Source organism: Sphaerospermopsis sp. FACHB-1094 (genome assembly GCF_014696195.1).
GTDB lineage: Bacteria > Cyanobacteriota > Cyanobacteriia > Cyanobacteriales > Nostocaceae > Sphaerospermopsis > Sphaerospermopsis kisseleviana.
In genome coordinates this window covers 1-21,342 of record NZ_JACJPT010000053.1, presented here as the reverse complement: position 1 = coordinate 21,342, position 21,342 = coordinate 1, and the positions used below count along the sequence as shown (strand labels likewise).

The following is a 21,342-nucleotide window of genomic DNA, read 5'->3' as shown; positions in this document are numbered from 1 at the left end:
TCTCAAATCTCAAATCTCAAATTCCTATGAGTGGTGTAATTACAGCAATTAGTACAGGGGCGGCCGCTTTTAGTGCCACCAATATTGATGATTTAGTCATCTTAACTTTGTTTTTTTCACAAGTAAATGTGAAATTCCGTAAATGGCATATAATTTTAGGTCAATATGCAGGTTTTACAGCTTTAGTTTTGGTGAGTTTACCTGGTTTCTTTGGCGGTTTAATTTTACCTCGTCCTTGGATTGGTTTATTTGGTTTAATACCAATCATCATCGGCATCAAAACTTTACTAAATTCCGAAGATGAAGAATCAGAAGATGTAGATACAAATACAGAAACATCTCATGAATCATTGTTAGCTAAATTTTTTAATGTGCAAACTTACAGTGTAGCTGCTATTACTTTCGCTAATGGTACAGACAACATTAGTATTTATGTACCGATATTTGCTAGTAGTAATTGGCAGAGTCTTTTATTAATTTTGGGTGTGTTCTTTTTGTCCGTGGGATTATTGTGTTATGTGGCATATAAATTAACTCATAACCAGGCGATCGCCCATCTTTTCACCCAATATGGTCATCGTTTCATGCCCTATGTTTTGATTGGATTAGGTACTTTTGTCTTCATTGACAGTCATAGTTTAAGTCTAATGAATGTACTTAACAGATAACAGCGTAAAAAACAAAATCAGCCTTTAGTTATCAGTACTTAGGTTAAGCATCAAATTTAAAGTTTGTATAACTCCATAATAAACATTTACAAACTGAAATTTATCTTTAATTTTTACCTATTACTGACTGTTAAATATTGGTAGCTCAACAATTAATAAAAAATGCTAACAACTAATGACAAATGAATGATTAATCATCAATAATAACTAATACACCAAGAGGAAAAAATTTTGACTATACTCACATTTTCTTTATTAGTTTGGCTGGGATCATTTAGTGCTGGGTTAGTAGGATCATTAACAGGTTTAGGAGGCGGAGTCGTTATAGTTCCTTTATTAACTTCAGTTTTTGGTGTTGATATTCGTTATGCTGTTGGTGCATCTTTAGTCTCAGTAATTGCCACATCATTAGGTTCAGCATCTACATACATTAAACAAGGATTTGCTAACCTGCGCTTAGGAATGTTTTTGGAAGTTGCCACTACCATTGGTGCAATGATTGGAGCTTTATTAGCTGCCTTTGTTTCCGTGAAATTCTTAACAATTATTTTGGCAGTTGTTTTAATTTATTCAGCATATTTATCCCAACGCCCAAAAGCAGAAAATCAAGAAATTGCCGAACCAGATCCCATTGCGGAATATCTCCAACTCAATGGCACTTATCCCACACCTAACGGTGTGATACCTTATCAAATAAATGCCTTACCTGCTGGGTTTAGCATTATGTTAATTGCCGGTGTGCTTTCTGGTTTATTAGGAATTGGTTCGGGAGCATTTAAGGTATTAGCAATGGATCAAGCCATGCGTCTACCTTTTAAAGTTTCCACCACCACCAGTAATTTTATGATCGGTGTTACAGCAGCAGCTTCTGCCGGTGTTTATTTAAGTCGTGGATATATAGATCCTGGTTTATCCATGCCAGTAATGTTGGGAGTTTTACCAGGCGCTTTTTTAGGAGCAAGAATTTTAATTGGTGCTAAAACCCAAACATTGAGAATAATTTTTAGCCTTGTGCTAGTCGTAATGGCTATCAAAATGGTGTACAACAGTCTTATAGGGGGGTTATAATTATGTATAGATTAAATTCGGGTTTTCGTTGGACTTCATCAATACAACAAGAAACTGAAGTAATGACTCTAGCTTTAATATCTGAAGAACCAGATTCAGATATTCAACAACTAGAAAAACAACATTTTCATCATGTCAATCATCTCAATTATCAGGGTGTAATTGCAAATAATCATAAAATAGAAAAATTGCCGGGTGAGCAATTATTAGAAAATCTGCTCAGTAATTTACTTAGATATGGTGTTTTGATTGCCAGTTCTATAGTATTTATAGGAGGAATATTACATTTAATCAATCACGGTTCAGAACCTGCTCAATATCATATATTTCGTGGTACATCTCCTGAATTATGCTCACCTATTGGCGTATTCACAGCAATTTTATCAGGTAGTCGGCGGGCAATTATTCAACTAGGACTTCTAATATTAATTGCTGTTCCAGTTTTACGAGTCCTTATTTCTTTTTTGACTTTTTTATTCCTGCGACAATTTATTTATGTAGTCATTACTTCTTTAGTGTTAACGAGTCTTATTTACAGTTTGCTCAGTGCCTACTAATATGTAATAGGTAAAAAATCAGTAGATAAATCCCCGAATTTTTTGGTCATTCGGGGATATAATCAGATATTTATACCAATCATGTGTACCAAATTCAAGAATCAAATAACTACAAAGAAGACAAAGTACACAAAGAAGGAAGCAAGAGATTCAGAAATTTGGCACATTCTTCTACAGAAATGGTATTACTAGGAAATTAACAATTTTTTCTTAGTCATTTTTAAGTTTTTCCAAAGAATCTGAATTTGTTTATAAGCATCCTCTGGGGAAAGTTTACCACCAGTTTGTAGACCACAAATGTAGTTCACCCTTTGAGAAAAATCTTGAAGATGAGCATTAAATAATAAATATTCTGGTTCAAACTGTCCATAATATGCACTACGTGGATAAAGAAAATCAGATATTTCTGAGAGAAAATAAGGGTCTTGGTTCATATACAAGCAGGTAGTTAGAATTAAAACAATCAGAAATTATGCAAGTGGTATTTAAGAAAATTTTATGTTAGTATTTCATAAACTCTCTTTAAATGCAGTATTAGTGAATACATTTTTCAGTATTCTCATAGTTGGAAACACTGGTAAATACAAATTGACTATAATGATCAGTAACTCAAATTGAAATTTGCTGTAATACCCGAATACCCTACTTCTTTAAGAAGTCGGGAATCTATATACTATTAACTACAGTATTTTTGTATATTTAGTGTATAGTTACTAAAGTCATGATATAATTTTGCACGATAGACATAATTACAGAATATTGTATCAACATGATCAAAGAATGCGACCGAGATGAAAAAATATCACACTTTCAAAAAAGCAGGTAAACTCACAGCTTTAATATGTTTAATTACTATTTTAGTTACTCCTTTTGTTATAGTTAATGCTGGTGAGCGTGGTGTATTAATGAAGTTTGGAAACGTGCAAGATCCAGTATTAGGCGAAGGAATACACTTAATTATTCCTGTAGTGAATACAGTTAAAAAATTAAGTATTAGAATCCAAAAACAATCTATATCTACTGAGTCTATATCTAAAGATTTACAAAATATTTTTACTCAAGTAGTGCTAAATTGGCATATTCAACCCATAAAAACAAATCTAGTATTTCAACAAATTGGCGATGAAAAAAACATTATAGATATGATTATTGATCCAGCAATTGCAGAAGTTGTAAAAGCTATAGTCGCTCAATATACAGCAGAAGAAATCATTACTAGACGTGAAGATGTGAAAAATAAATTAGATAATTTTTTAAGACAAAGATTAGATAATTATTATATTGTAGTTGACGATGTATCTTTAGTTAATATCAACTTTTCTGATCAGTTTATAGAAGCTGTAGAAGCAAAACAAGTTGCTGCACAGGAAGCAAAACGGGCGGAATTTTTAGCGATTAAAGCAGCTAAGGAAGCGGAAGCTAAGGTAAATTTAGCCAAGGGTGAAGCTGAATCTTTGAGTTTATTAAAAAATATTTTGACTCCAGAATTATTACAAAGACAAGCATTAGAAAAGTGGAATGGTAAATTACCGTTAATTGTGGGTAAAGAAGATTTTAAAATTGGCGATATTCAACAGTTAATTACAGCAAGTGAAAATTAAGTTATTTGTAAGAATTCAGGAGTCAGGAGTCAGGAGTCAGGAGTCAGGAGTCAGAATATTGGATAAATCAGTAGATTATCAATATGTGATTTTTAGTCTAACCCTTAAAAAGCTTATTTCTGTTAGCTGATAGCTGAATGCTTACAGTTATTTTTTTAATCATGAATCTTGATTTTAAATCCCCTCTTGGTTAAAATTGGGGATTTTATTGTTTATGAATTTTTGAAAATTTCTAGAGGAATATCAATAATTTTCAACTGAAGTAAAAACAAAATTAATAAGGTATATGCAGTTGAAGAAATCAAAGTATTGAATATCTCTTTTTTAAGATTACGCTCCTGGGGTTGTTTTTGAAAAATATCACCTGCTCCAAATTGCATCATGAGAATACCAATAATATTTGATAACCAGTAACCAATAATTGTGCAAGGTAAAAGTAAATTTTCTGACAAAAAACTGCACACATAACCAAAAAAGTACGCTATCGGTAGATTGAATAATAAATCATTCCACCAGCATAATGGAGAAAGCAAATATCCGAAAACAACAAAAAACCCTCCTCTTAATTTCTTCCAAATATTGCTGCTTGGTTGGTGGGAGGTGGTTTCTTTTTTCTCTTCTAAAGTGGGATCAAAGTTTTGACTGGTTACGGATAAATTTTTCATAAATACACTATTCCTATCAAATTAGTGTATTTTAACTTTAAATCAAAAAAAAGTCCATAGTTATTAATGCAGGACTGACGCAACTGGCACATGAGTATGGTGTGCAAGACCGCATAAATTATGTAAATACACATATTATTTATATCTGAAGCACTAGACAACTTGATGAAGTGCGGAATGTGGGTAAAAATTAAGGTGAAAGTTAGATACCATAAAAACACCTAACTAACCGCCTTAACTCTCTTTTGCTAACCCCTACCACCACCAATAAAATATAACAATGCCATTCTCACAGCTACACCGCTAGTCACCTGATCTTGAATTAAACTAAATTCAGGATCATCCATTAAATCTGAACTAATTTCTACGCCTCTGTTAACTGGTCCAGGATGTAAAACTTTCACGTTGGATTTACAGGATTTTAGACGATTTCTAGTAATGCCAAATAATTGATGATATTCTCTTAAACTTGGTAATAAATGCGCTGTCATGCGCTCTTTTTGTAAACGCAATGTCATCACAAAATCAGCATTTTCTAAAGCTGGTTCTAGTTGCCAATGGATAAATAAACGTTCTGTATTTTCTGTAAATTGTAAATATTCAGCAAAGAATTTAGGTAATAATGTGGGAGGTGCTGCTAGATGCACTTCTGCACCACTAGCGGTTAAACTGCAAATATTAGAACGGGCAACGCGAGAATGTAAAATATCGCCAACAATGGCAATTTTTTTACCTGCTAATAATTCAATTCTCGGTTTTTCTGGATCAATTAAATTACAAATTGTAGATAAATCTAGTAATGCTTGAGATGGGTGTTCATGTTGTCCATCACCTGCGTTTAACACGCTGACTTTTTCACCTAAACGATCCATTTCTTGGGCGATCGCCTGGGGTACTCCTGCTTCTTTATGGCGAATTACCATAATATCTGTACCCATTGCTAAATAGGTTTTGGCAGTATCTAATATTGTTTCTCCTTTAGTCATGGAAGATGTGGACGCAGCAAAATTTAACGTATCTGCACTTAACCTTTTAGCAGCTATTTCAAAACTACTTCTGGTGCGGGTAGAAGGTTCAAAAAACAAATTTGCCACTACCTGCCCTTGCAACGTGGGTACTTTTTTAGTTCTGCGTGATAACACTTCTTTAAATGAAGCGGCAGTTTGTAAAACTGCATTATACTCATCTATTGTGAAGTCAGATACAGAAAGAATGTGATGACGATTCCAAGTAGTTGTAGGCATTTAGATTTTGGATTTTAGATTTTAGATTTTGGATTTGGGATTTTTGAGGTAATTAGCAGTAGTCATGAACAATTACCAATTACCCATTACCAATTACCAATCACCAAACCTTTAAGTTGGTAAATGAAAGACTTTCAAAGCAATAGAAACTATGCTCAGGAAGGTGACAAAACCGATAGTATCCAGCATGGTGGTTACTAATGGACCACTCATTAAAGCTGGATCTAATTTTAGCCTTTGTAATCCCATTGGTAGCAAGGTTCCCAAGCTCACCGCCACCATTGTATTCGTTGCCATGACTGTGCCGGCAACTAAAGCTACCCATCTTTCATTCGGTTTTGCCCAAATAAGAGATAGGGCGATCATTGTTACACCTAATGCAATAGCTGTTCCTAAACCTGCTAAAAGTTCTTTGCGGAGAATTTTACCAGTATCTTCTGCTGTTACTTCTCCTACACCTAAACCGCGAATAGTCACGGTTAAGGCTTGAATACCTACGGTCCCCCCAGTGTTAGAAAATATGGGCATAATGACGGCTAACACTGGTACAGCAGCAATGACTTGTTGAAAAGGAGCGATCGCACTGGCAGCACCTATATATAATGCCATGATACCCAATAACCAAGGCAAGCGTTTACGAATGGTGACATGGGGAGGAGATAAAGCTTCTTCATCACCACTAACAGCAGCCAATTTTTGAATATCTTCTGTTGCTTCTTCTTCTAAAATATCAATGACATCATCAATGGTAATAATCCCAACTAATCTATCTTCCCTATCCACTACAGGCATAGCAATTAAATCATAACGTTGCATAATGCGGGCAGCTTCTTCCTGTAGAGTTTCTGTTTTCACTTTCACAACATGGGCGCTGGCAATATCTTTAATTAAGACTTCGGGAAAAGTAAATAATAACTGACGCAAGGAAACAACACTAACTAATTTCCGATTATCATCGGTGACGTAAGCGTAGTAAATTGTTTCCTTATCTTCGTCCTGTAAACGAATTTTACTTAACGCTTCACCTACTGTTAAACCTTGACGCAACCTTACATATTCCGTTGTCATTACCCTGCCAGCAGTACCTTCAGCATAGCCTAAAATTGTCGCTGTTGCTTGTCTTTGTTCTGGGCTAAGTTGTTGTATTAGTCGTTTAACTACTCCTGCTGGTAGTTCATCAAATAAGTATGCCCTTTCATCAGGACTCATTTCTTCTACAATATGTACTACTTGCACATCATGTAGAGAATTAATTAATTCTTCTTGTACTTCTGTAGGTAAATATTCAAATACATCAATAGCTTGATTTTTGTTCAGTAAACGAAAAGCGATCGCCCTTTGTTTTTCAGGTAATTCTGAAATATATTCCCCCACATCCACAGGTTGTAGATTATTTAAATCACATTTTAATTGATTTAAGTCAGCAACATCCAATGAATTGCGAACATCTTGTGTCAGCATAATAAATTCCTCCTAATGTCTCCCCCTCGCTGGGAGACTTTCTCGCCAGCTTAGGGGAGGATACTACTGCCATCTGGTGGACTTTTGTCCATAAAATCTTCAGAACTCAATATTGATATTTAATCAAGTCATCATTAAGTTATCATCCTAACCCGGAAAGGGCTGATTTGATAACAACCTGGTAATAATGATTTATACTGTATCATTTTACACAGATATATATTTTAGATGCCTTGATTTTTTATAGTATAGATGTAGTGATTTTACTACTATATTAATCTGTGTTAAGTCTATTAGGCACTTTACTGGAAATCTTTACACAATGGAGATATCTCTGGTTACAAATCTGGTTTTCACTATGTTCAGGGGTTTTGTGGTAAGAATCGGGTAATATAAAGATAAAAGCAAGAAAACCTATAATCTTAATTTACTGTAACATCATCAGCGATAACAACCAGTTCAATTACTTTTTCATGAAGTCAAAACCTATTATTTACTGATTATCATGATTTAGAAATTATGTTAATTACGTCTCCTGCACTTGATAAATTAATGCGTGAATTTGGCAGTGAAGAAAAAATTAATAATTTTTCTAAACTTGATCAACCAATTATTATAAATCTCTTGGAAAATGGTAAATTGATAGGTTATTTAAGATGGGTATCTTTAAAATTTAATCTATCACTTAAATTTGAAAATCTCACCTATAGTAAATTTTTAGATCAGAAAACCTTAAAAGTAGATATTACCAAATTGATTCAAGTCTGGGAACAAAATAACCAACCTTATCAAGTTTTATTATCCACATCTTCAAAAAATTAACACCTTCTGCCTTCTGCCTTCTGCCTTCTGCCTCCTGCCTGATACCTTATGTATAATCCCACACAACACCCCACACCCTACACCCCCAGAAATTAACCCTCTGGTAAACTGTCAAATACCTGTTGAACTAACTGCTTAGTCTTATTTTCCAAATGTTGCCAATCCACTTCCCCAAACTCATCTAATAAATTAGTATCAATATCAACATCTGTATTTTCTGGACTGTAATTGACAAAACACACTTGATAACACAGATCCCACAAATCCACATTCACTTGCTGTTCTTGACGTTGCAAGCGCAAATGGTATCCTGGATGGGGCATAGGCAACAAAGCAAGATTGGCCTTAATATCTTCCACCTCTTCCGGTGTGGCAGTTTCCATATCTTGCAACAACTGTGTCACCATAGCCTTGGTTTCATCAGTTGTACCAGGTGGCCAAATCAGTACATCATGGTAAGTTCCTTTCCAAGAGGATGTATCCAGATGCTTACGAATATTATCAACAACGCGAATAAAAGCCGGTTGCATGAGGATTTCAGCTTGCTGCCATGTGGTAGAGTTTGTTATCTTAGGTGGCATTGTTAGTTAAGAAAAATACTAAACAAACAGTAACAATTTGTTGTTTTTATTAAAAAACTGCAATTTTAGTCTAAATCTTTTCTCAAGATAGCGGATCTCAGGACAGAAAATTTGGAGATATTTATTACCGTTTGCAAAATTAGGTGTTAAAACTGGGGAGGGAATGATGATTGGCAAACTACTAGACCATAGATACCAAGTCATACGCATTTTGGCAACAGGAGGATTTGGTCAAACCTATATTGCTGAAGATACTAGGCGGCCTGGTAATCCCATCTGCGTTGTCAAACACCTTAAACCTGCCAGCACAGACCAAAAAATCTTTGAAACTGCTAAACGTCTATTTAACAGCGAAGCAGAAACTTTAGAAAAATTGGGTAATCATGACCAAATACCCAGACTACTCGCTTATTTTGACGAAAATCAAGAATTTTTCTTAGTTCAAGAATATATTGACGGACATACTCTCACAGAAGAACTGATACCCGGCCAACCTTGGAGTCAAAACCAGGTGATGCAGTTGTTGTTGGAAGTGCTGGAAATTTTAGAATTTGTCCATCAACAAGGTGTAATTCATCGTGACATCAAACCAGATAATATCATCCGTCGTGCTGCTGATTATAAATTAGTTTTAGTAGATTTTGGGGCAGTTAAACAATTAAGGTCGCCTTTAGTCTCTATTGGCGCACAACTCACCGCTACAGTTGCTATAGGCACTCCTGGCTATATGCCCACAGAACAAGGACAAGGTAAACCCCGTCCTAATAGTGATATTTATTCTTTGGGAATTATTGCTATTCAAGCTTTAACTGGAGTACCCGCTAACCAATTTCCAGAAGATCCTGATACCGGTGAAATTATTTGGCAGCATTTTAGACCTGTCAATTATCAATTGGCGGAAATTCTCAGTAAAATGGTGCGTTATCACTTCAAGGATCGCTACCAAACTGCAACAGAAGCACTACAAGCTTGTAGAGAGTTTGTGAATATGACTTCTACATCTTCTGTTTATTCCGAAGCTCCCAAACAAGTTAGCTACCATCCCCCCAAACTCGCTTCTACCAGCAAACTATCTCAAATCTTTTCACAGCAAACCGTCGCAGTTGCACCTGGTAATTCTAGTCCTGTTGTTCCTCTACCTGTTATTCAACAACAGGATAACAAACCTGATCCATTACCCTTGATCATTGGTTTATTATTAGCTGGTGGTGCAGCAGCTTTGGTAACAAATTTATATCCAAATGTGAAAAATATCGCTGCTAATTGGACAGGGAAAAGTAGCACTTCAGCTACAAATTGCTTGGCTATAGTCAAGCCTAATTCTAATGTCCGTTCTGAACCTAGTGCGATTAATTCTGATAATATTTTAAAGACTCTTGGTGATGCTAGTGAGTTCGATGTCACTGGTAAAAGAACAAAACGCGGTTGGATAGAATTAAAACTTAAATCTGGTCGTTTGGCTTGGGCGCACTCTGATGTTATTATTAATAATAATGAATGGATTGCTTGTTTGCGGGATCAAGGAATTTCTATTCAAACAGTAGATGATCTGCCTTTAATTGCATCTCGACCTGTTCCCAAACCACAACCAAAACCAATTGTTGTTGCTACTCCCAACCCAGTAAAATCTGAAAAATCTCCAACTAGTGAGGAGCAGAAAAAAATTGTCGAAACGGCTAGACAGAAATTTGAATCAGGAGATTTACCGGGGGCGATCGCTCAACTCAAAACCATTCCTCAAAATGCAGCTTCTGGTATTAAAGAAACTGTGGAAATAATTAATCAATGGCAGCAAGACTGGGCTAAGGCTGAAGCACTAGCTAATGAGATTAATAAAGCTATTGATAATGGTCAATGGGATAAAGTTTTAGCTTATCGAGACCAGCCCGAAAAATTACCAAATATTAAATATTGGCAAAATAAACTAGAACCATTGTTTAAACAAGCCGCAGAAAACGCTGCTAAACAGGTTCTTCCTAACCAAGACCAAAAACCCAATCAAAATCAAGCAAATACTTCCAAAACATCCACCACTAAGGAAAAGGAAGATAGTGCTAATTAACCAGATGGTAATGGAAATGTTCTTTTTCCCATTACCAATTACCAATTACCCATTACCAATTACCCATTAACGTAATTCGTCGTATTCTGCCGTTTCCACTCTTCTGGTTTCTGGGCGGGAAGATGGTAAAAATTCAGCCCGTCTAATTGTAGCTAAAGGAGGTGTGGGTCCGTGATAGGGGTGAATTACTTGGACGGTACGGGTAGGACGTTGCTTAGGAGAGAACAGGGATAGAACTCCAGCGACAACCACACCACCACCAATAGTCAGAGTTGCCCCACCTACAGCCCAAATTATAGGTGAAGACCACCAGGGATTTTGTTCAGCTGGTAGTGCAGCAGCGACTTTTTGCTGATTTTGCTGTTGAGCTAACTGCCACTGATGTTGAGTGAAATTTTGAACCTGACCTTGAAGTTGCTGATTTTGTAATCTTAGTTGTTCATTGTCGGTTTTCAACTTCTCCATCTGCATATTCAGCTTTTCCATTTCCAGACGTTGGTCGGAATTGGGTGCAATGGGTTGGGGGTTAGGATATACTGGTTGCCCATAGTTAGGGGGATATTGCATTGAAGGCTGCATCAATTGGGGCGCTACAACAGCAGATGGCATTTGTGGAGCCACAGCAAAGTTAGGTTGTTGTATAGGGGTATTCGTTCCTTTGAGCAACAGGAGAGCCGCTAAACCAGCTACAGCCACTCCGCCGATAAATGCCATACTTTCACTCATAAAATTTACCCCTCAACTAATACCAAACCATAATTTAATTGTGACTGACACAATATTATACTCTCTCTCACACTCATAAATTTATTGCCTAGTTTTAATTCACATAGGACTCAACCTATAAGCAAATATATCAGGTAGTTTTTTTTCAGCCTGGTATGTATTGTTAATATTCAAGACTATATCAGTCAAATTGTCCACCAGGGAATGATAAAAAAACTACGCTGTTATCTTTTTTAATCTACTTTTCCCAAATCATCAAGAGGGAGTTGTGATTGTTTGCTTGAGAGTTTGGCAAAATTGAGCGATCGCCGAGAGTCCTTGTTCTGGTGTTCCTTCTGCTAAACGCTTCACCACCGCACTACCAACAATGGCTGCATCCGCTCCCCATTCTCGCACTTGCCGCGCTTGTTCAGGATCGGAAATTCCAAAACCAACACCAATGGGTTTATCTGTAAAACTGCGAATTTGTGTGAGTAAGTCAGAAACACGACTTTCCATTTGTGATCGCATTCCCGTTACCCCGGTAACACTTACCAAATAGATAAAACCTTGGGATGCTTTGGCGATCGCTTCAATTCTCTCAGCAGAACTGGTAGGAGCTACCAACAGTGTTAAATCAAGATCCACCTCACTCGCTGGTTTCAGTAGCCCTGCTGCCTCTTCTAAAGGCAAATCAGGAACTACCAAACCTGCCACACCAGCAGCCTTAATTTGCCCCAGAAACTTATCAATTCCTCGGTGTAAAATTGGATTGTAATAAGTGAATAAAATAATTGGCGCTTGCAAACTGGGAGTAGTAGCTTGCAACATTTCCAGTACCTGATCCAAAGTAGTACCCTTTTGTAAAGCGCGGGTAGCAGCAGCTTGAATCACCGGACCATCTGCCAGTGGATCAGAATAAGGAACACCCAGTTCAATAATATCCGCACCAGAACGATCTAAAACTTTTAAAGCCTGAGCAGTAGTTTCTAAATCAGGATCACCAGCAGTAATAAACGGAATCAGAGCGCACTCGTGATTCCGTCTTAAAGTTTCAAAACAACGAGAAATTGCAGTCATTTGTTAGTGGTCAGTGGTCAGTGGTCAGTTATCAGGTAGTTGGTAATTGGTAATTGGTAATTGGTAATTGGTAATTGGTAATTGGTAATTGGTAATTGGTAATTGGTAATTGGTAATTGGGTTATTCATCTTACCCAGTCCCCAGTCCCCAGTCCCCAGTCACCAGTCCCCAGTCACCAGTCCCCAGTCCCCAATCCCCAGTCACTAATCACCTGATTCAATTTCAGCTTGTAATTTCGCCAATTCTTCGGGAGAGAGTTCATCTAGTCGCTTTTCTAAGAACGCTTTTTCATACTCTTCCCGTTGTTGATGGTAGGTCATTTTTTTACTCCCTGCACGGAAAAGATATGTGGCTAACCAACCTATCAAACCCACAACCAGTAAAGCTTGACTCCAAATTCCAGCGTCTTGGACATCTAAACCGACTAACTGTAATCCTACATAAGCCAGTCCACCAGCCAAAAAAACGCCCAAAGTAATACCGATTGCATCAATACGTCGCATGAGAGTTATGACCTACCAATATACTAAGTGAACAAATTAAACAATTTGTCTGCGCCGGGGTCGAACATTGGCAATTGGGGAGAGCAGCAACAGACCCGGAAAGAAGAAAAACACCAAAAAGTACATGAATCCACGTTCTACAGAACTGGCAGAATACCAACGCAGCTTGAGATAAAACATCACAATCATTGGTACTACCAGAAGATAAGCTCCCGCTAAAGCTAAATACAGTAGTGCTACAACCATAATTCTTTGTTTAGATTTGAGAATACCATTTGGTGCATCTACTACCCATGATATGCCCAACCTGTCAACTAAGGGAAGTATTGGTGATTGGGGACTGGTGATTGGGGACTGGTGACTGGGTTATTAACTTCCCTTTCTTCCCCTACCTGCCCTATCTCCCTATCTCCCCTGAACCTGCCTATTTTCAAGAGTTGTAGCTGACAATGAAAAAAAAATTGCCAAATACTTGGCAAAATTATAAAAACCAGGTAAAATTGTGTTATAATAAAAATCGCCTGTTAAATGCGAGTGCATCAAACACCGTAGCTTGTGAAAAATCCAACTTAAAAAAAAGTTAAAAAATTTTTTTCAAACTACTTGCACAAAAAACGCAGTTAATGGTAGGATTACCAAGGGTGTTTTGAGATACAAAAACAAAAAACCCTAAACAAAAAACCCTTTGGGAGTGTGGCGGAATGGTAGACGCTACGGACTTAGAAAACTGAGCCTTGATAGAGAAATCTTTCAAGTGGAAGCTCTCAAATTCAGGGAAACCTAAATCTGTAATCTAAGTGAACAGATATGGCAATCCTGAGCCAAGCCCAGAACCTTTAGAGTTGAGAATTGATTTTGGGGTTAAATCCAAAACTCAAATTTCAAAGTTAAAATTCCGGGAAGGTGCAGAGACTCGACGGGAGCTACCCTAACGTTAAGACGAGGGTAAAGGGAGAGTCCAATTCTCAAAACCTGTAAGGAAGTAGCGAAAGCTGCGAGAGAATGAAAATCCGTTGACCTTAAACGGTCGTGGGGGTTCAAGTCCCCCCACTCCCACTTTTTATAAATAAAGAGTAAGAGTATAGAATAAAAGCATTATTCCCCATTCTCTGGTTCAAGATTTAAACCGCGATAGATTTGTTCAAGGGGAAAGTTAAGATTAATGCTTTTAAGTTGGATGGTGTCACCTGGTTTGTAGTTAATAATTAACCAGTCTCCAGCCTCGTTTTTATGATAAAGGTCAATTTCTAGGCTGGTGGAACTGACTAGAAGATAATCTATTAAAGCTGGGTTATTTTGATACATTCTAAATTTACCACCTCTGTCATAAGCTTCGGTACTTTTGGAAAGAACTTCAACTATTAAGCAGGGGTAGGTAATATATTGCATATTGGTTTTGTCCCGTTCGTCGCAGGTGACGCTGGCATCTGGGTAGGTGTAGTTAGTAGTACCTAAGATATTAACTTTGAGGTCTGAGTTACCTGTTATGCAACTACTAGCGTCTAAATGGGTATCAAACATAGTCGTAAATCTAATGGCAATGCGGCTATGATTAACGCTACCGCCACTCATAGCGTAAACTTGGCCATTGATATATTCGTGTTTTTCCAGTTGGGTGAGTTCCCAGGTCAGGTACTCTTCTGGGGTGAGGTGGGGGGTTTTGTCTTTAGCAGCGATCATTTTTTTGGTAATTGGTAATTGGTAATACTTTTATTATAATTTTCTGTTCCCTTGTTTCCCAATCACCAATCACCTAACTGGAAAAACGTTCATCCAGGGAAGCTAAAGCAGCACCAGCGGTTTCAGCCAAAATGCTAATGAGACGATAGAGAGCGATCGCACTAATTACCAAAGCAGCGGGAAAACGATGTTGTAAAAGAGCGATCGCTGTAGCTTCAAACACCCCCAAACCACCAGGCGCACCGGGAACAACCAAACCCAAAACCCAAGCAAAACTAAAAGCCCCGAATAATAAAGGAATTTGGCTTAATTTTACAGAAAATAAAGCATACATAGTTAAAACAAACCCAGTTCCCCGTAATCCTAAAAAAATCAATTCACCCAACAAAGGAAGCAGAGGATAGCATTCCAGACCTAAACCATTAATAGACTGGTTTTCTGATGTAGAATTTTGATTTTTTTGATTTTTTAACCGATATAAAAAGCGAATTATGGGATTTAAAACCAAAGGATGAACAGCACCCAGCAGTACAACTAAACTGAGAAATTGCAAAATTTGTACCCAAATATTAGTGTTATTAACTGCCAATTGACTACCAAACAAAACAACAGTCATTAAAGCCGCAGTAGCCATGAGTAAAGGTTCTAATAAAACGCTTAAAGTTGCAGTAACAGTAGAAATATTAGCATTTTTAGCTGCCAAGATACGCCCGTAATAATGCCAAACATTGCCAGGTAAATACTTAGCAATATTCGTTTTTAAATAAACTTGAATAAATTCAAAAGTTGAAACAGATTGATTAAACTCTTTTAATATCCAAGTCCAGATCCAACCAGCCCAAGTATGTGCCAGTAAAGTTACACCAGTAGCAATTGTTAAAATTGCCCATCCGGCCGCATCTATACGGATAGAACTCACTTCTAGCCAATTATCCTTTAAAGCTTTCCCTAAAAAAAATAGCGTTCCCCCGAAAATGAACCAGCGTAAAGCGTTTTTCACAACTTTTTTCATTATTTGTAGAATTTAAGCATTAAATGGAGCAAGATCATTATATTAAATAATATCTCCCTATAGTTAGATAAAATCAAAAATTAATCACCACTAAAATGTCACCTAAGCTAGAGGTAGAGTTGATTTAAAAATCCTTAGAATAATATCAGGTTTTCCATGTAAATAAATCAAACCTAAATAAATCAAACTCAAACTATGTAAGTATTCAGCACAGCAATCAGTAATCAGTAATCAGTAATAGTCAGTAGAAAAAGCTTCAGGATTTTTAAAATAAAAAGCAGATAAAGCAAGCAATAGACCTGAATTACAGAAAAATCCCGCAGTAAGTAAATAGACTTTTGTGATTCAGCTTTTATGCTTTTATGCAGTCGAAAAAATACAAGGAGGATAAGATGAAAAGGCTAACTAATTGGTTACAAAATCTGCGACCATTGAAAATTTTAAGCATATTTTTGGCGTTAACATTCCTATGTTTAGCACAAGCTTGTAATCGTCCTAATATAGCGGGACAACCACCACAACCAGCGGCACAACCACCAAATGCAAAAAGATATGATCCGACAAAAGATTATCCTATTTCCAAATATCAAGGAGGAATGAACAACTTTAGTGATGTAGATCCCAGAGCAAGAGAAGCTGAAAAAGCAGCCAGATATAGAGCAGATCAACTCATAGAAAATGCTCAGAGAAATATTGAACGCAAGGGAATTGATAGCACTGATCAATATATTCGTAATTATCGAGAAGGAACACCTTTTGGTGAACGGGTGAAAAACTTAGGTGAAGATGTGGGAAGTTCAGCGGAAGAATTGCGAGAAGGAGTAACCAAGGGTACTCAAAGAGGAATGGAAAATCTTCAGGAAAATGTGGAAAGAGGAGTCAAAGACTTAACTAAAAATGTACAACGTGGAACTGAAGACATCGGTAGAAATATTCAACGTCGAGCAGAAGATACAGGAGAAGCAATAAACAGGACTTTACAAGAAGCGCATTGATATTAAGAAGAATACAGGAGTCAGGAGTTACAGAAGAATAATTAGATATTGTACCTATAGCCTTACACAGAGTAGTTAAGACATCAATGGATCATCAAAGTCTTACTACAATAGGGTTTTACTGTTGACTCCTGACTTCTGACATTTTTGATTTTGTGTGATGTTGTTAATTGTGACTATACCAATTATGTAAAGCCAAACGTTGAATTTCCCGCCAAGGAATATTATGTTTTCGTGCTAAGTCTGCACAATCTTCATATTCTGGCTGCACATTGGTAATGACTTTTGCTGTTGCTTCTCCTTTCCAGGCAACTTTGACAGCGACTTTACCATAGGGGGTTTCTACTTGTTGTATTTCTCGTTGTAAAATACGGCGTTGTTGAGTTGTGCGACGAATCCCTAAAGTTGTAGTTTCACGAAATAAAATTTCTTCACAAATGGCTAAATTTTCTGGATGACAAATCACGGTTAATAAAAGTCCTGGACGTGATTTTTTCATCCCTATACTTTGAGTAAAGACATCCACCGCACCAGCCGCAAATAAAGCATCAAAAATATAACCGATCGCTTGGGGATTTAAATCATCAATTTGGGTTTCTAAAACTGAAATAGGTTCTAAATGTGATTCTGAATGATGCTCTGCATGATGCTCTGCATGATGTTCTGAATGGTGATGAGTATTAGCAACATCTGTAACAGTGGTTTGAAGATTTGAACTTTCACCAATCCACAGCCGTAGTATATTAGGGATGGGTAAATCAAGAGAACCTGCACCCAATCCTACTTGTTTGAGGATCATTGGTGGTGGTGAACCAAAACTTCTAGCTAAAGTAGTGGCGATCGCTGCCCCTGTGGGTGTCACCAGTTCTTTATCAATGCCGTTGCTATAAACTGGACAACTCCGCATTTCCCACAACTTCAAAACTGCGGGTACTGGTACTGGCATTTGTCCATGTGCCGCACGAACAGTTCCCCCACCAGTGGGAAACGGTGAACAGTATATTAAAGGTAATCCTTCTTTATTTGTATTGATACCTAGCCAATCTAAACCCACGCAAGTCCCCACAATGTCCACAATCGCGTCTACAGCACCAACTTCATGGAAATGAACTTTTTCCGGTTCAATGCCATGAACTGCCCCTTCTGCCACTGCTAACTGGCGGAAAACGGCTAAACTCCAAGCTGTTGCCCGTGATGGTAGATTGGCTTTGACAATCATCTCTTCTATTTCTGGCAGGTGACGGCCATGATGATGAGAGTGTTCATGATGATGGTGATGGTGATGGTGATGTACTAGGTCTACATGAACCTTAGTTGCTTGTTGTGTTTGTCTGTGGACAAGTTCTGACCGTAACTGGTATTCCTGCTCAATTCCTAAACCATTGAGTTTTTCTATCAGATACTCTACGGGAACACCCAGACTTACCAAAGCACCCAGACACATATCACCAGATATTCCAGTGGGACATTGAAAATAAACAATTTTAAGCATAAATTAGTCATTAGTCATTAATCATTAGTCATTAGTCATTAGTCATTAGTCATTAGTTAATTCTACCCAATCACCAGTCACCAGTCACCAGTCACCAGTCCCTAATCCCCAGTCATGGCCAAGATTTTTGAAATTCATCCTGATAACCCTCAAAACCGCCGTATAGAGGATATAAAGTTGGCGCTTTCTAGTGGCGCTATCATGCTCTACCCTACTGATACAGTCTATGCCATTGGTTGTGATTTGAATGCTAAGTCGGCGGTGGAAAGAGTGAGACAAATTAAGCAGTTAGCCAATGATAAACCACTGACTTTTTTATGTCCTTCACTTTCTAATGTGTCTACTTATGCCTTCGTAAGTGATACAGCCTATCGGATTATGAAGCGTCTGATACCAGGTCCTTACACTTTTTTGCTACCTGCTACCAAGTTAGTACCGCGACTGGTGCAAAGTCCTAAGCGAAAAACAACAGGAATCCGCGTGCCAGATCATAGGGTATGTTTGGCATTGCTGGAAGCGTTAGGAAATCCGATTATTTCCACTTCGGCACATTTACCACACAATGACACAGATGATGAAATATTAGGAGTAGATTCTGAATCTATTCTGTCAAGGGTAGAGCTATTTGACCGTTTAGATAACTTGGTGGACATCATTATTGATACAGGTGAAGAACCTACGAATCAAGTGTCTACCATTTTAGACTTGACGGATGAAGAACCAATAATTACACGGAGGGGTTTAGGTTGGGAAGCCGCAGCAGTTTGGGTATAATAATTCAGCTTTACAGATTCAACCCTCTGTTTCGTAATTTGTGATAAATATACTCCAATTTTGAAATTGTCATACCAAAAAACGCTGGGATCAGGGAAAATGAGATGGTGGCAAATCTTAGCATTGCTAGGGTTTGAATCATTTTTAGCGTCTTCTCCATACCGATATCTCACCTTTAATCTGGTTGCTGATCAAAAAAGCGACACACTTGACAGGCCCCTTAACTTCTGAAATTTCCTACAGTCTTATATGTCAACAGTGTTTGCGGGGAGTCTTGATAGATGTATGTCACCAAGATTCTCTGATGATGACTGGACTTAAGAACTGTGTCTGCGTTTTAGTTAAGGTGCAATACCAACTCCAGGAAAAGTCATGAAAGCTAACCTCGTCAATCTGCCAAATTCTACACCTGCTTTTGATAGTGATGTTTCAAATGAAGATTTATCAGTTACTAATTCTGAGACTTTAGTACAGCTTCTTTGTCAGGAAATGCAGTCTCAAGTCAAGGCTTCATCTGGATGTGTCCAAGCTGTAGCCAAACGCATCACTAAAGAAGTAGAACGGATATGTGATAAAAGTTCCCGCATTCAAACTTCTGGGCAAGTTAGGTCTTGGCAGATTACTTTAGCAAGACATCGTTTACAAAAGTGCCTGCGTTACTATCAGTTGGGTTCACGACAAGGAAGGGTAGAGTTACATAGTAGTTTAGGTGCTATTGTTTATCGCCACGTTACTCTTGCTGGCTCAGAATTGGGTTTTGAAGCTCGTTATAATCTGATTGAGGATTTTCTCCAAGCTTTTTATATCGAAGCGATTAAAGCTTTTCGTCGGGAAAATGAATTAGCTGAAGATTATACTCCCCGGACTCAGTTACAATTAGCTGAGTATATGGCGTTTACGGAGCAGTATGCCAAACGTCGAATTAATTTACCTGGTGGTGCGAATCAACAGTTGATCGTGTTACGCGCTCAAGGTTTTGCTCGTCGTCAACCCCAGGAAACGACTGTTGATATTGAAATGGCGGTTGATTCTGCTAAAACTGAAGAAGCGGAATCTTATCAACGTAATTTAGCAGTGCAGCAGATTAGATCCCAGATGGTTGCTAAACCTAGTTTTGATCCTTCTGAGGAGTCAGAACGCGATCGCGTAATTACTGAGTTGATGAAATATCTGGAGTCTCAAGGTCAATCTGACTGTATGAATTATTTGTCTTTGAAACTTCAAGATTTGTCTGCACCAGAAATTGACCAAATTTTAGGTTTAACCAGTCGTCAGCGTGATTATTTGCAACAAAGATTTAAATATCATGTTGAGAAGTTTGCTAAACAGCATCATTGGCAATTAGTACATCAATGGTTGGGTGCTGGTTTAGAACATAAGTTGGGTTTGTCTTCTCAACAATGGGAAGTGTTCTGGAATCAATTGACTGAACAACAACAGCAAATTTTTAACTTAAAAACTGCGAAGGAAAGTGATCAGGCGATCGCTAAGGCTGTACAATGCACTCCCAAACAGCTACAAAAACGCTGGACTCAAATGTTAGAATTAGCTTGGGCTATCCGCAACGGTAATGTTGAAGTTAAGGCCTGATCATTCTCTGGTGAAATTGTTACATTTATCTGCATACCTAGCCACCTTATACACCTGTTTCTACAAAATAACATTCTCCTCTATTTCTCCCCCATCACGGGAGAATTAGAGAAGTAGTTATCACCATTAAAAATTAATAAAAATCAAAAAAAATTAAGATCCCCGACTTCTTTTATAAGAACAAAGGCTGAAAACCCTTGAGGTTAAGTTTTTACGCCACGCTCCAAAACTTAACCGTCCTTTAGGCAAGGGTTAGTAGCTAGTTACTGTTTTCTTAACCAATACTAACAAATACTCACATTTACTGAAAATTTCCTGTCATCTTTTGCTTTGTGACAGAATTACAGTAAAATCACTGTATGCTACTAGGATTCAAAACCCAACTCAAAGTTAACAAGCAACAACGACTACTACTGGCGCAACACGCAGGAGTAGCCAGACACGCTTGGAATCAAGGGTTAGCACTTTGTCAACAGGTATTATTACATAATAAACTTAATCCTGAAGAAAAAATCAAATTTCCCACAGCCATAGATTTACACAAATGGTTAGTAGCAGCCATTAAATCTACCCATCCTTGGTATTATGAAGTGTCTAAATGCGCCCCTCAATACGCATTAAGATATTTGTCAGATGCTTTTAAATCTTTCTTCAAAAAAAGTAAAGGGTTTCCTAAGTTTAAGAAAAAGGGTAAACATGATTCTTTTACCTTAGATGGTGTCATAAAAATTGACTACAGAAAGGTAAAAGTACCCGTAATTGGTTGGATAAAAACTTATGA

At 37.5% G+C, this 21,342-nt stretch carries 22 protein-coding genes and 1 pseudogene; 10 read left to right on the top strand and 13 right to left on the bottom strand.

The features are described 5' to 3' along the window. Positions 1–26 precede the first annotated feature (26 nt). The 3 genes from H6F47_RS16410 (at position 27) to H6F47_RS16400 (ending at position 2,293) form a co-directional block, all read left to right on the top strand. Positions 27–668 carry a cadmium resistance transporter gene (locus H6F47_RS16410; protein WP_096570009.1) on the top strand — a complete coding sequence of 214 codons (642 nt, stop codon included), beginning with the start codon at positions 27–29 and terminating at the stop codon, positions 666–668. Positions 669–899: 231 nt separating this feature from the next. Continuing rightward, positions 900–1,736, top strand: a complete 837-nt coding sequence (locus tag H6F47_RS16405) for a sulfite exporter TauE/SafE family protein (protein WP_096570011.1) — start codon at positions 900–902, stop codon at positions 1,734–1,736. Positions 1,737–1,738: 2 nt separating this feature from the next. Then, positions 1,739–2,293 (top strand): DUF1634 domain-containing protein, encoded by a 555-nt coding sequence (locus H6F47_RS16400; protein ID WP_137667896.1) that lies wholly within the window; start codon positions 1,739–1,741, stop codon positions 2,291–2,293. A 188-nt stretch (positions 2,294–2,481) separates the two neighbouring features. Here H6F47_RS16400 and H6F47_RS16395 read toward each other — a convergent pair whose 3' ends face one another. Continuing rightward, complete coding sequence (locus H6F47_RS16395) at positions 2,482–2,727, bottom strand: hypothetical protein (protein ID WP_137667897.1); 246 nt, start codon at positions 2,725–2,727, stop codon at positions 2,482–2,484. A 357-nt stretch (positions 2,728–3,084) separates the two neighbouring features. Between H6F47_RS16395 and H6F47_RS16390 the strand changes: the two genes are divergently transcribed. Next, entirely contained in the window at positions 3,085–3,894 is an 810-nt protein-coding gene (locus tag H6F47_RS16390) for a prohibitin family protein (RefSeq protein ID WP_096570016.1), read from the top strand. A 212-nt stretch (positions 3,895–4,106) separates the two neighbouring features. Here the strand turns inward: H6F47_RS16390 and H6F47_RS16385 are convergent, their stop codons facing one another. The 3 genes from H6F47_RS16385 to mgtE form a co-directional block, all read right to left on the bottom strand. Then, positions 4,107–4,559, bottom strand: a complete 453-nt coding sequence (locus tag H6F47_RS16385) for a hypothetical protein (RefSeq protein WP_096570018.1) — start codon at positions 4,557–4,559, stop codon at positions 4,107–4,109. A 248-nt stretch (positions 4,560–4,807) separates the two neighbouring features. Then, a complete protein-coding gene (locus H6F47_RS16380; protein ID WP_190650052.1) occupies positions 4,808–5,803 on the bottom strand; it encodes an aspartate carbamoyltransferase catalytic subunit in 996 nt (331 codons plus the stop codon). Between the two features lie 111 nt (positions 5,804–5,914). Beyond that, the gene (gene mgtE / locus H6F47_RS16375) at positions 5,915–7,264 is read right to left on the bottom strand and encodes a magnesium transporter (protein WP_190650050.1); all 1,350 of its coding nucleotides are present in this window, start codon (positions 7,262–7,264) and stop codon (positions 5,915–5,917) included. Positions 7,265–7,756: 492 nt separating this feature from the next. Here mgtE and H6F47_RS16370 point away from each other — a divergent pair. Continuing rightward, positions 7,757–8,086 (top strand): annotated as a pseudogene (locus tag H6F47_RS16370) (hypothetical protein); the annotation flags it as partial. A gap of 92 nt (positions 8,087–8,178) precedes the next feature. Here the strand turns inward: H6F47_RS16370 and H6F47_RS16365 are convergent. Next, positions 8,179–8,667 (bottom strand): hypothetical protein, encoded by a 489-nt coding sequence (locus H6F47_RS16365; RefSeq protein ID WP_096570028.1) that lies wholly within the window; start codon positions 8,665–8,667, stop codon positions 8,179–8,181. A 166-nt stretch (positions 8,668–8,833) separates the two neighbouring features. Here H6F47_RS16365 and H6F47_RS16360 point away from each other — a divergent pair, with 166 nt between their 5' ends. After that, the gene (locus H6F47_RS16360; RefSeq protein WP_190650066.1) at positions 8,834–10,729 is read left to right on the top strand and encodes a serine/threonine protein kinase; all 1,896 of its coding nucleotides are present in this window, start codon (positions 8,834–8,836) and stop codon (positions 10,727–10,729) included. Positions 10,730–10,795: 66 nt separating this feature from the next. Here H6F47_RS16360 and H6F47_RS16355 read toward each other — a convergent pair whose 3' ends face one another. From H6F47_RS16355 to H6F47_RS16325, 7 genes are all read right to left on the bottom strand, one after another. Then, positions 10,796–11,455: a heterocyst differentiation related protein gene (locus H6F47_RS16355; protein WP_096570032.1), complete on the bottom strand. Its 660-nt coding sequence runs from the start codon at positions 11,453–11,455 to the stop codon at positions 10,796–10,798. A 255-nt stretch (positions 11,456–11,710) separates the two neighbouring features. Continuing rightward, the gene (gene trpA / locus H6F47_RS16350) at positions 11,711–12,514 is read right to left on the bottom strand and encodes a tryptophan synthase subunit alpha (protein ID WP_190650046.1); all 804 of its coding nucleotides are present in this window, start codon (positions 12,512–12,514) and stop codon (positions 11,711–11,713) included. Positions 12,515–12,718: 204 nt separating this feature from the next. Beyond that, positions 12,719–13,018, bottom strand: a complete 300-nt coding sequence (locus tag H6F47_RS16345) for a DUF3007 family protein (RefSeq protein ID WP_187040425.1) — start codon at positions 13,016–13,018, stop codon at positions 12,719–12,721. A gap of 36 nt (positions 13,019–13,054) precedes the next feature. Then, positions 13,055–13,264 carry an NAD(P)H-quinone oxidoreductase subunit L gene (gene ndhL / locus H6F47_RS16340; protein ID WP_096572750.1) on the bottom strand — a complete coding sequence of 70 codons (210 nt, stop codon included), beginning with the start codon at positions 13,262–13,264 and terminating at the stop codon, positions 13,055–13,057. A gap of 68 nt (positions 13,265–13,332) precedes the next feature. Next, on the bottom strand, positions 13,333–13,497 hold the full coding sequence (locus H6F47_RS16335) for a hypothetical protein (protein ID WP_190650044.1): 165 nt from the start codon (positions 13,495–13,497) through the stop codon (positions 13,333–13,335). A gap of 616 nt (positions 13,498–14,113) precedes the next feature. Beyond that, positions 14,114–14,698: a Uma2 family endonuclease gene (locus tag H6F47_RS16330; protein ID WP_187041021.1), complete on the bottom strand. Its 585-nt coding sequence runs from the start codon at positions 14,696–14,698 to the stop codon at positions 14,114–14,116. A 73-nt stretch (positions 14,699–14,771) separates the two neighbouring features. Next, positions 14,772–15,710: a lysylphosphatidylglycerol synthase domain-containing protein gene (locus H6F47_RS16325; RefSeq protein WP_190650042.1), complete on the bottom strand. Its 939-nt coding sequence runs from the start codon at positions 15,708–15,710 to the stop codon at positions 14,772–14,774. Positions 15,711–16,102: 392 nt separating this feature from the next. Here H6F47_RS16325 and H6F47_RS16320 point away from each other — a divergent pair, with 392 nt between their 5' ends. Then, a complete protein-coding gene (locus H6F47_RS16320) occupies positions 16,103–16,705 on the top strand; it encodes a hypothetical protein (RefSeq protein WP_137667991.1) in 603 nt (200 codons plus the stop codon). 166 nt (positions 16,706–16,871) lie between these two features. Here H6F47_RS16320 and larC read toward each other — a convergent pair whose 3' ends face one another. After that, a complete protein-coding gene (larC, locus tag H6F47_RS16315; RefSeq protein ID WP_137667992.1) occupies positions 16,872–18,197 on the bottom strand; it encodes a nickel pincer cofactor biosynthesis protein LarC in 1,326 nt (441 codons plus the stop codon). Positions 18,198–18,311: 114 nt separating this feature from the next. On the opposite strand from larC, the gene H6F47_RS16310 reads away from it, so the two are divergent. From H6F47_RS16310 to H6F47_RS16300, 3 genes are all read left to right on the top strand, one after another. After that, positions 18,312–18,971: an L-threonylcarbamoyladenylate synthase gene (locus H6F47_RS16310; RefSeq protein WP_096570043.1), complete on the top strand. Its 660-nt coding sequence runs from the start codon at positions 18,312–18,314 to the stop codon at positions 18,969–18,971. 372 nt (positions 18,972–19,343) lie between these two features. Next, the gene (locus tag H6F47_RS16305; RefSeq protein WP_137667993.1) at positions 19,344–20,561 is read left to right on the top strand and encodes a HetZ-related protein; all 1,218 of its coding nucleotides are present in this window, start codon (positions 19,344–19,346) and stop codon (positions 20,559–20,561) included. A gap of 359 nt (positions 20,562–20,920) precedes the next feature. Next, positions 20,921–21,342: helix-turn-helix domain-containing protein (locus tag H6F47_RS16300; protein ID WP_190650040.1), on the top strand; the 422-nt coding region annotated here is incomplete at its 3' end.

Excerpts from the sequence above, each read along its gene's own strand:
- H6F47_RS16410 (WP_096570009.1), top strand. The coding sequence starts at position 27 with ATGAGTGGTGTAATTACAGCAATTAGTACAGGGGCGGCCGCTTTTAGT.
- H6F47_RS16400 (WP_137667896.1), top strand. The coding sequence starts at position 1,739 with ATGTATAGATTAAATTCGGGTTTTCGTTGGACTTCATCAATACAACAA.
- H6F47_RS16395 (WP_137667897.1), bottom strand. The coding sequence starts at position 2,727 with ATGAACCAAGACCCTTATTTTCTCTCAGAAATATCTGATTTTCTTTAT.
- H6F47_RS16390 (WP_096570016.1), top strand. The coding sequence starts at position 3,085 with ATGAAAAAATATCACACTTTCAAAAAAGCAGGTAAACTCACAGCTTTA.
- H6F47_RS16385 (WP_096570018.1), bottom strand. The coding sequence starts at position 4,559 with ATGAAAAATTTATCCGTAACCAGTCAAAACTTTGATCCCACTTTAGAA.
- H6F47_RS16380 (WP_190650052.1), bottom strand. The coding sequence starts at position 5,803 with ATGCCTACAACTACTTGGAATCGTCATCACATTCTTTCTGTATCTGAC.
- mgtE (WP_190650050.1), bottom strand. The coding sequence starts at position 7,264 with ATGCTGACACAAGATGTTCGCAATTCATTGGATGTTGCTGACTTAAAT.
- H6F47_RS16365 (WP_096570028.1), bottom strand. The coding sequence starts at position 8,667 with ATGCCACCTAAGATAACAAACTCTACCACATGGCAGCAAGCTGAAATC.
- H6F47_RS16360 (WP_190650066.1), top strand. The coding sequence starts at position 8,834 with ATGATTGGCAAACTACTAGACCATAGATACCAAGTCATACGCATTTTG.
- H6F47_RS16355 (WP_096570032.1), bottom strand. The coding sequence starts at position 11,455 with ATGAGTGAAAGTATGGCATTTATCGGCGGAGTGGCTGTAGCTGGTTTA.
- trpA (WP_190650046.1), bottom strand. The coding sequence starts at position 12,514 with ATGACTGCAATTTCTCGTTGTTTTGAAACTTTAAGACGGAATCACGAG.
- H6F47_RS16345 (WP_187040425.1), bottom strand. The coding sequence starts at position 13,018 with ATGCGACGTATTGATGCAATCGGTATTACTTTGGGCGTTTTTTTGGCT.
- ndhL (WP_096572750.1), bottom strand. The coding sequence starts at position 13,264 with ATGGTTGTAGCACTACTGTATTTAGCTTTAGCGGGAGCTTATCTTCTG.
- H6F47_RS16330 (WP_187041021.1), bottom strand. The coding sequence starts at position 14,698 with ATGATCGCTGCTAAAGACAAAACCCCCCACCTCACCCCAGAAGAGTAC.
- H6F47_RS16325 (WP_190650042.1), bottom strand. The coding sequence starts at position 15,710 with ATGAAAAAAGTTGTGAAAAACGCTTTACGCTGGTTCATTTTCGGGGGA.
- H6F47_RS16320 (WP_137667991.1), top strand. The coding sequence starts at position 16,103 with ATGAAAAGGCTAACTAATTGGTTACAAAATCTGCGACCATTGAAAATT.
- larC (WP_137667992.1), bottom strand. The coding sequence starts at position 18,197 with ATGCTTAAAATTGTTTATTTTCAATGTCCCACTGGAATATCTGGTGAT.
- H6F47_RS16310 (WP_096570043.1), top strand. The coding sequence starts at position 18,312 with ATGGCCAAGATTTTTGAAATTCATCCTGATAACCCTCAAAACCGCCGT.
- H6F47_RS16305 (WP_137667993.1), top strand. The coding sequence starts at position 19,344 with ATGAAAGCTAACCTCGTCAATCTGCCAAATTCTACACCTGCTTTTGAT.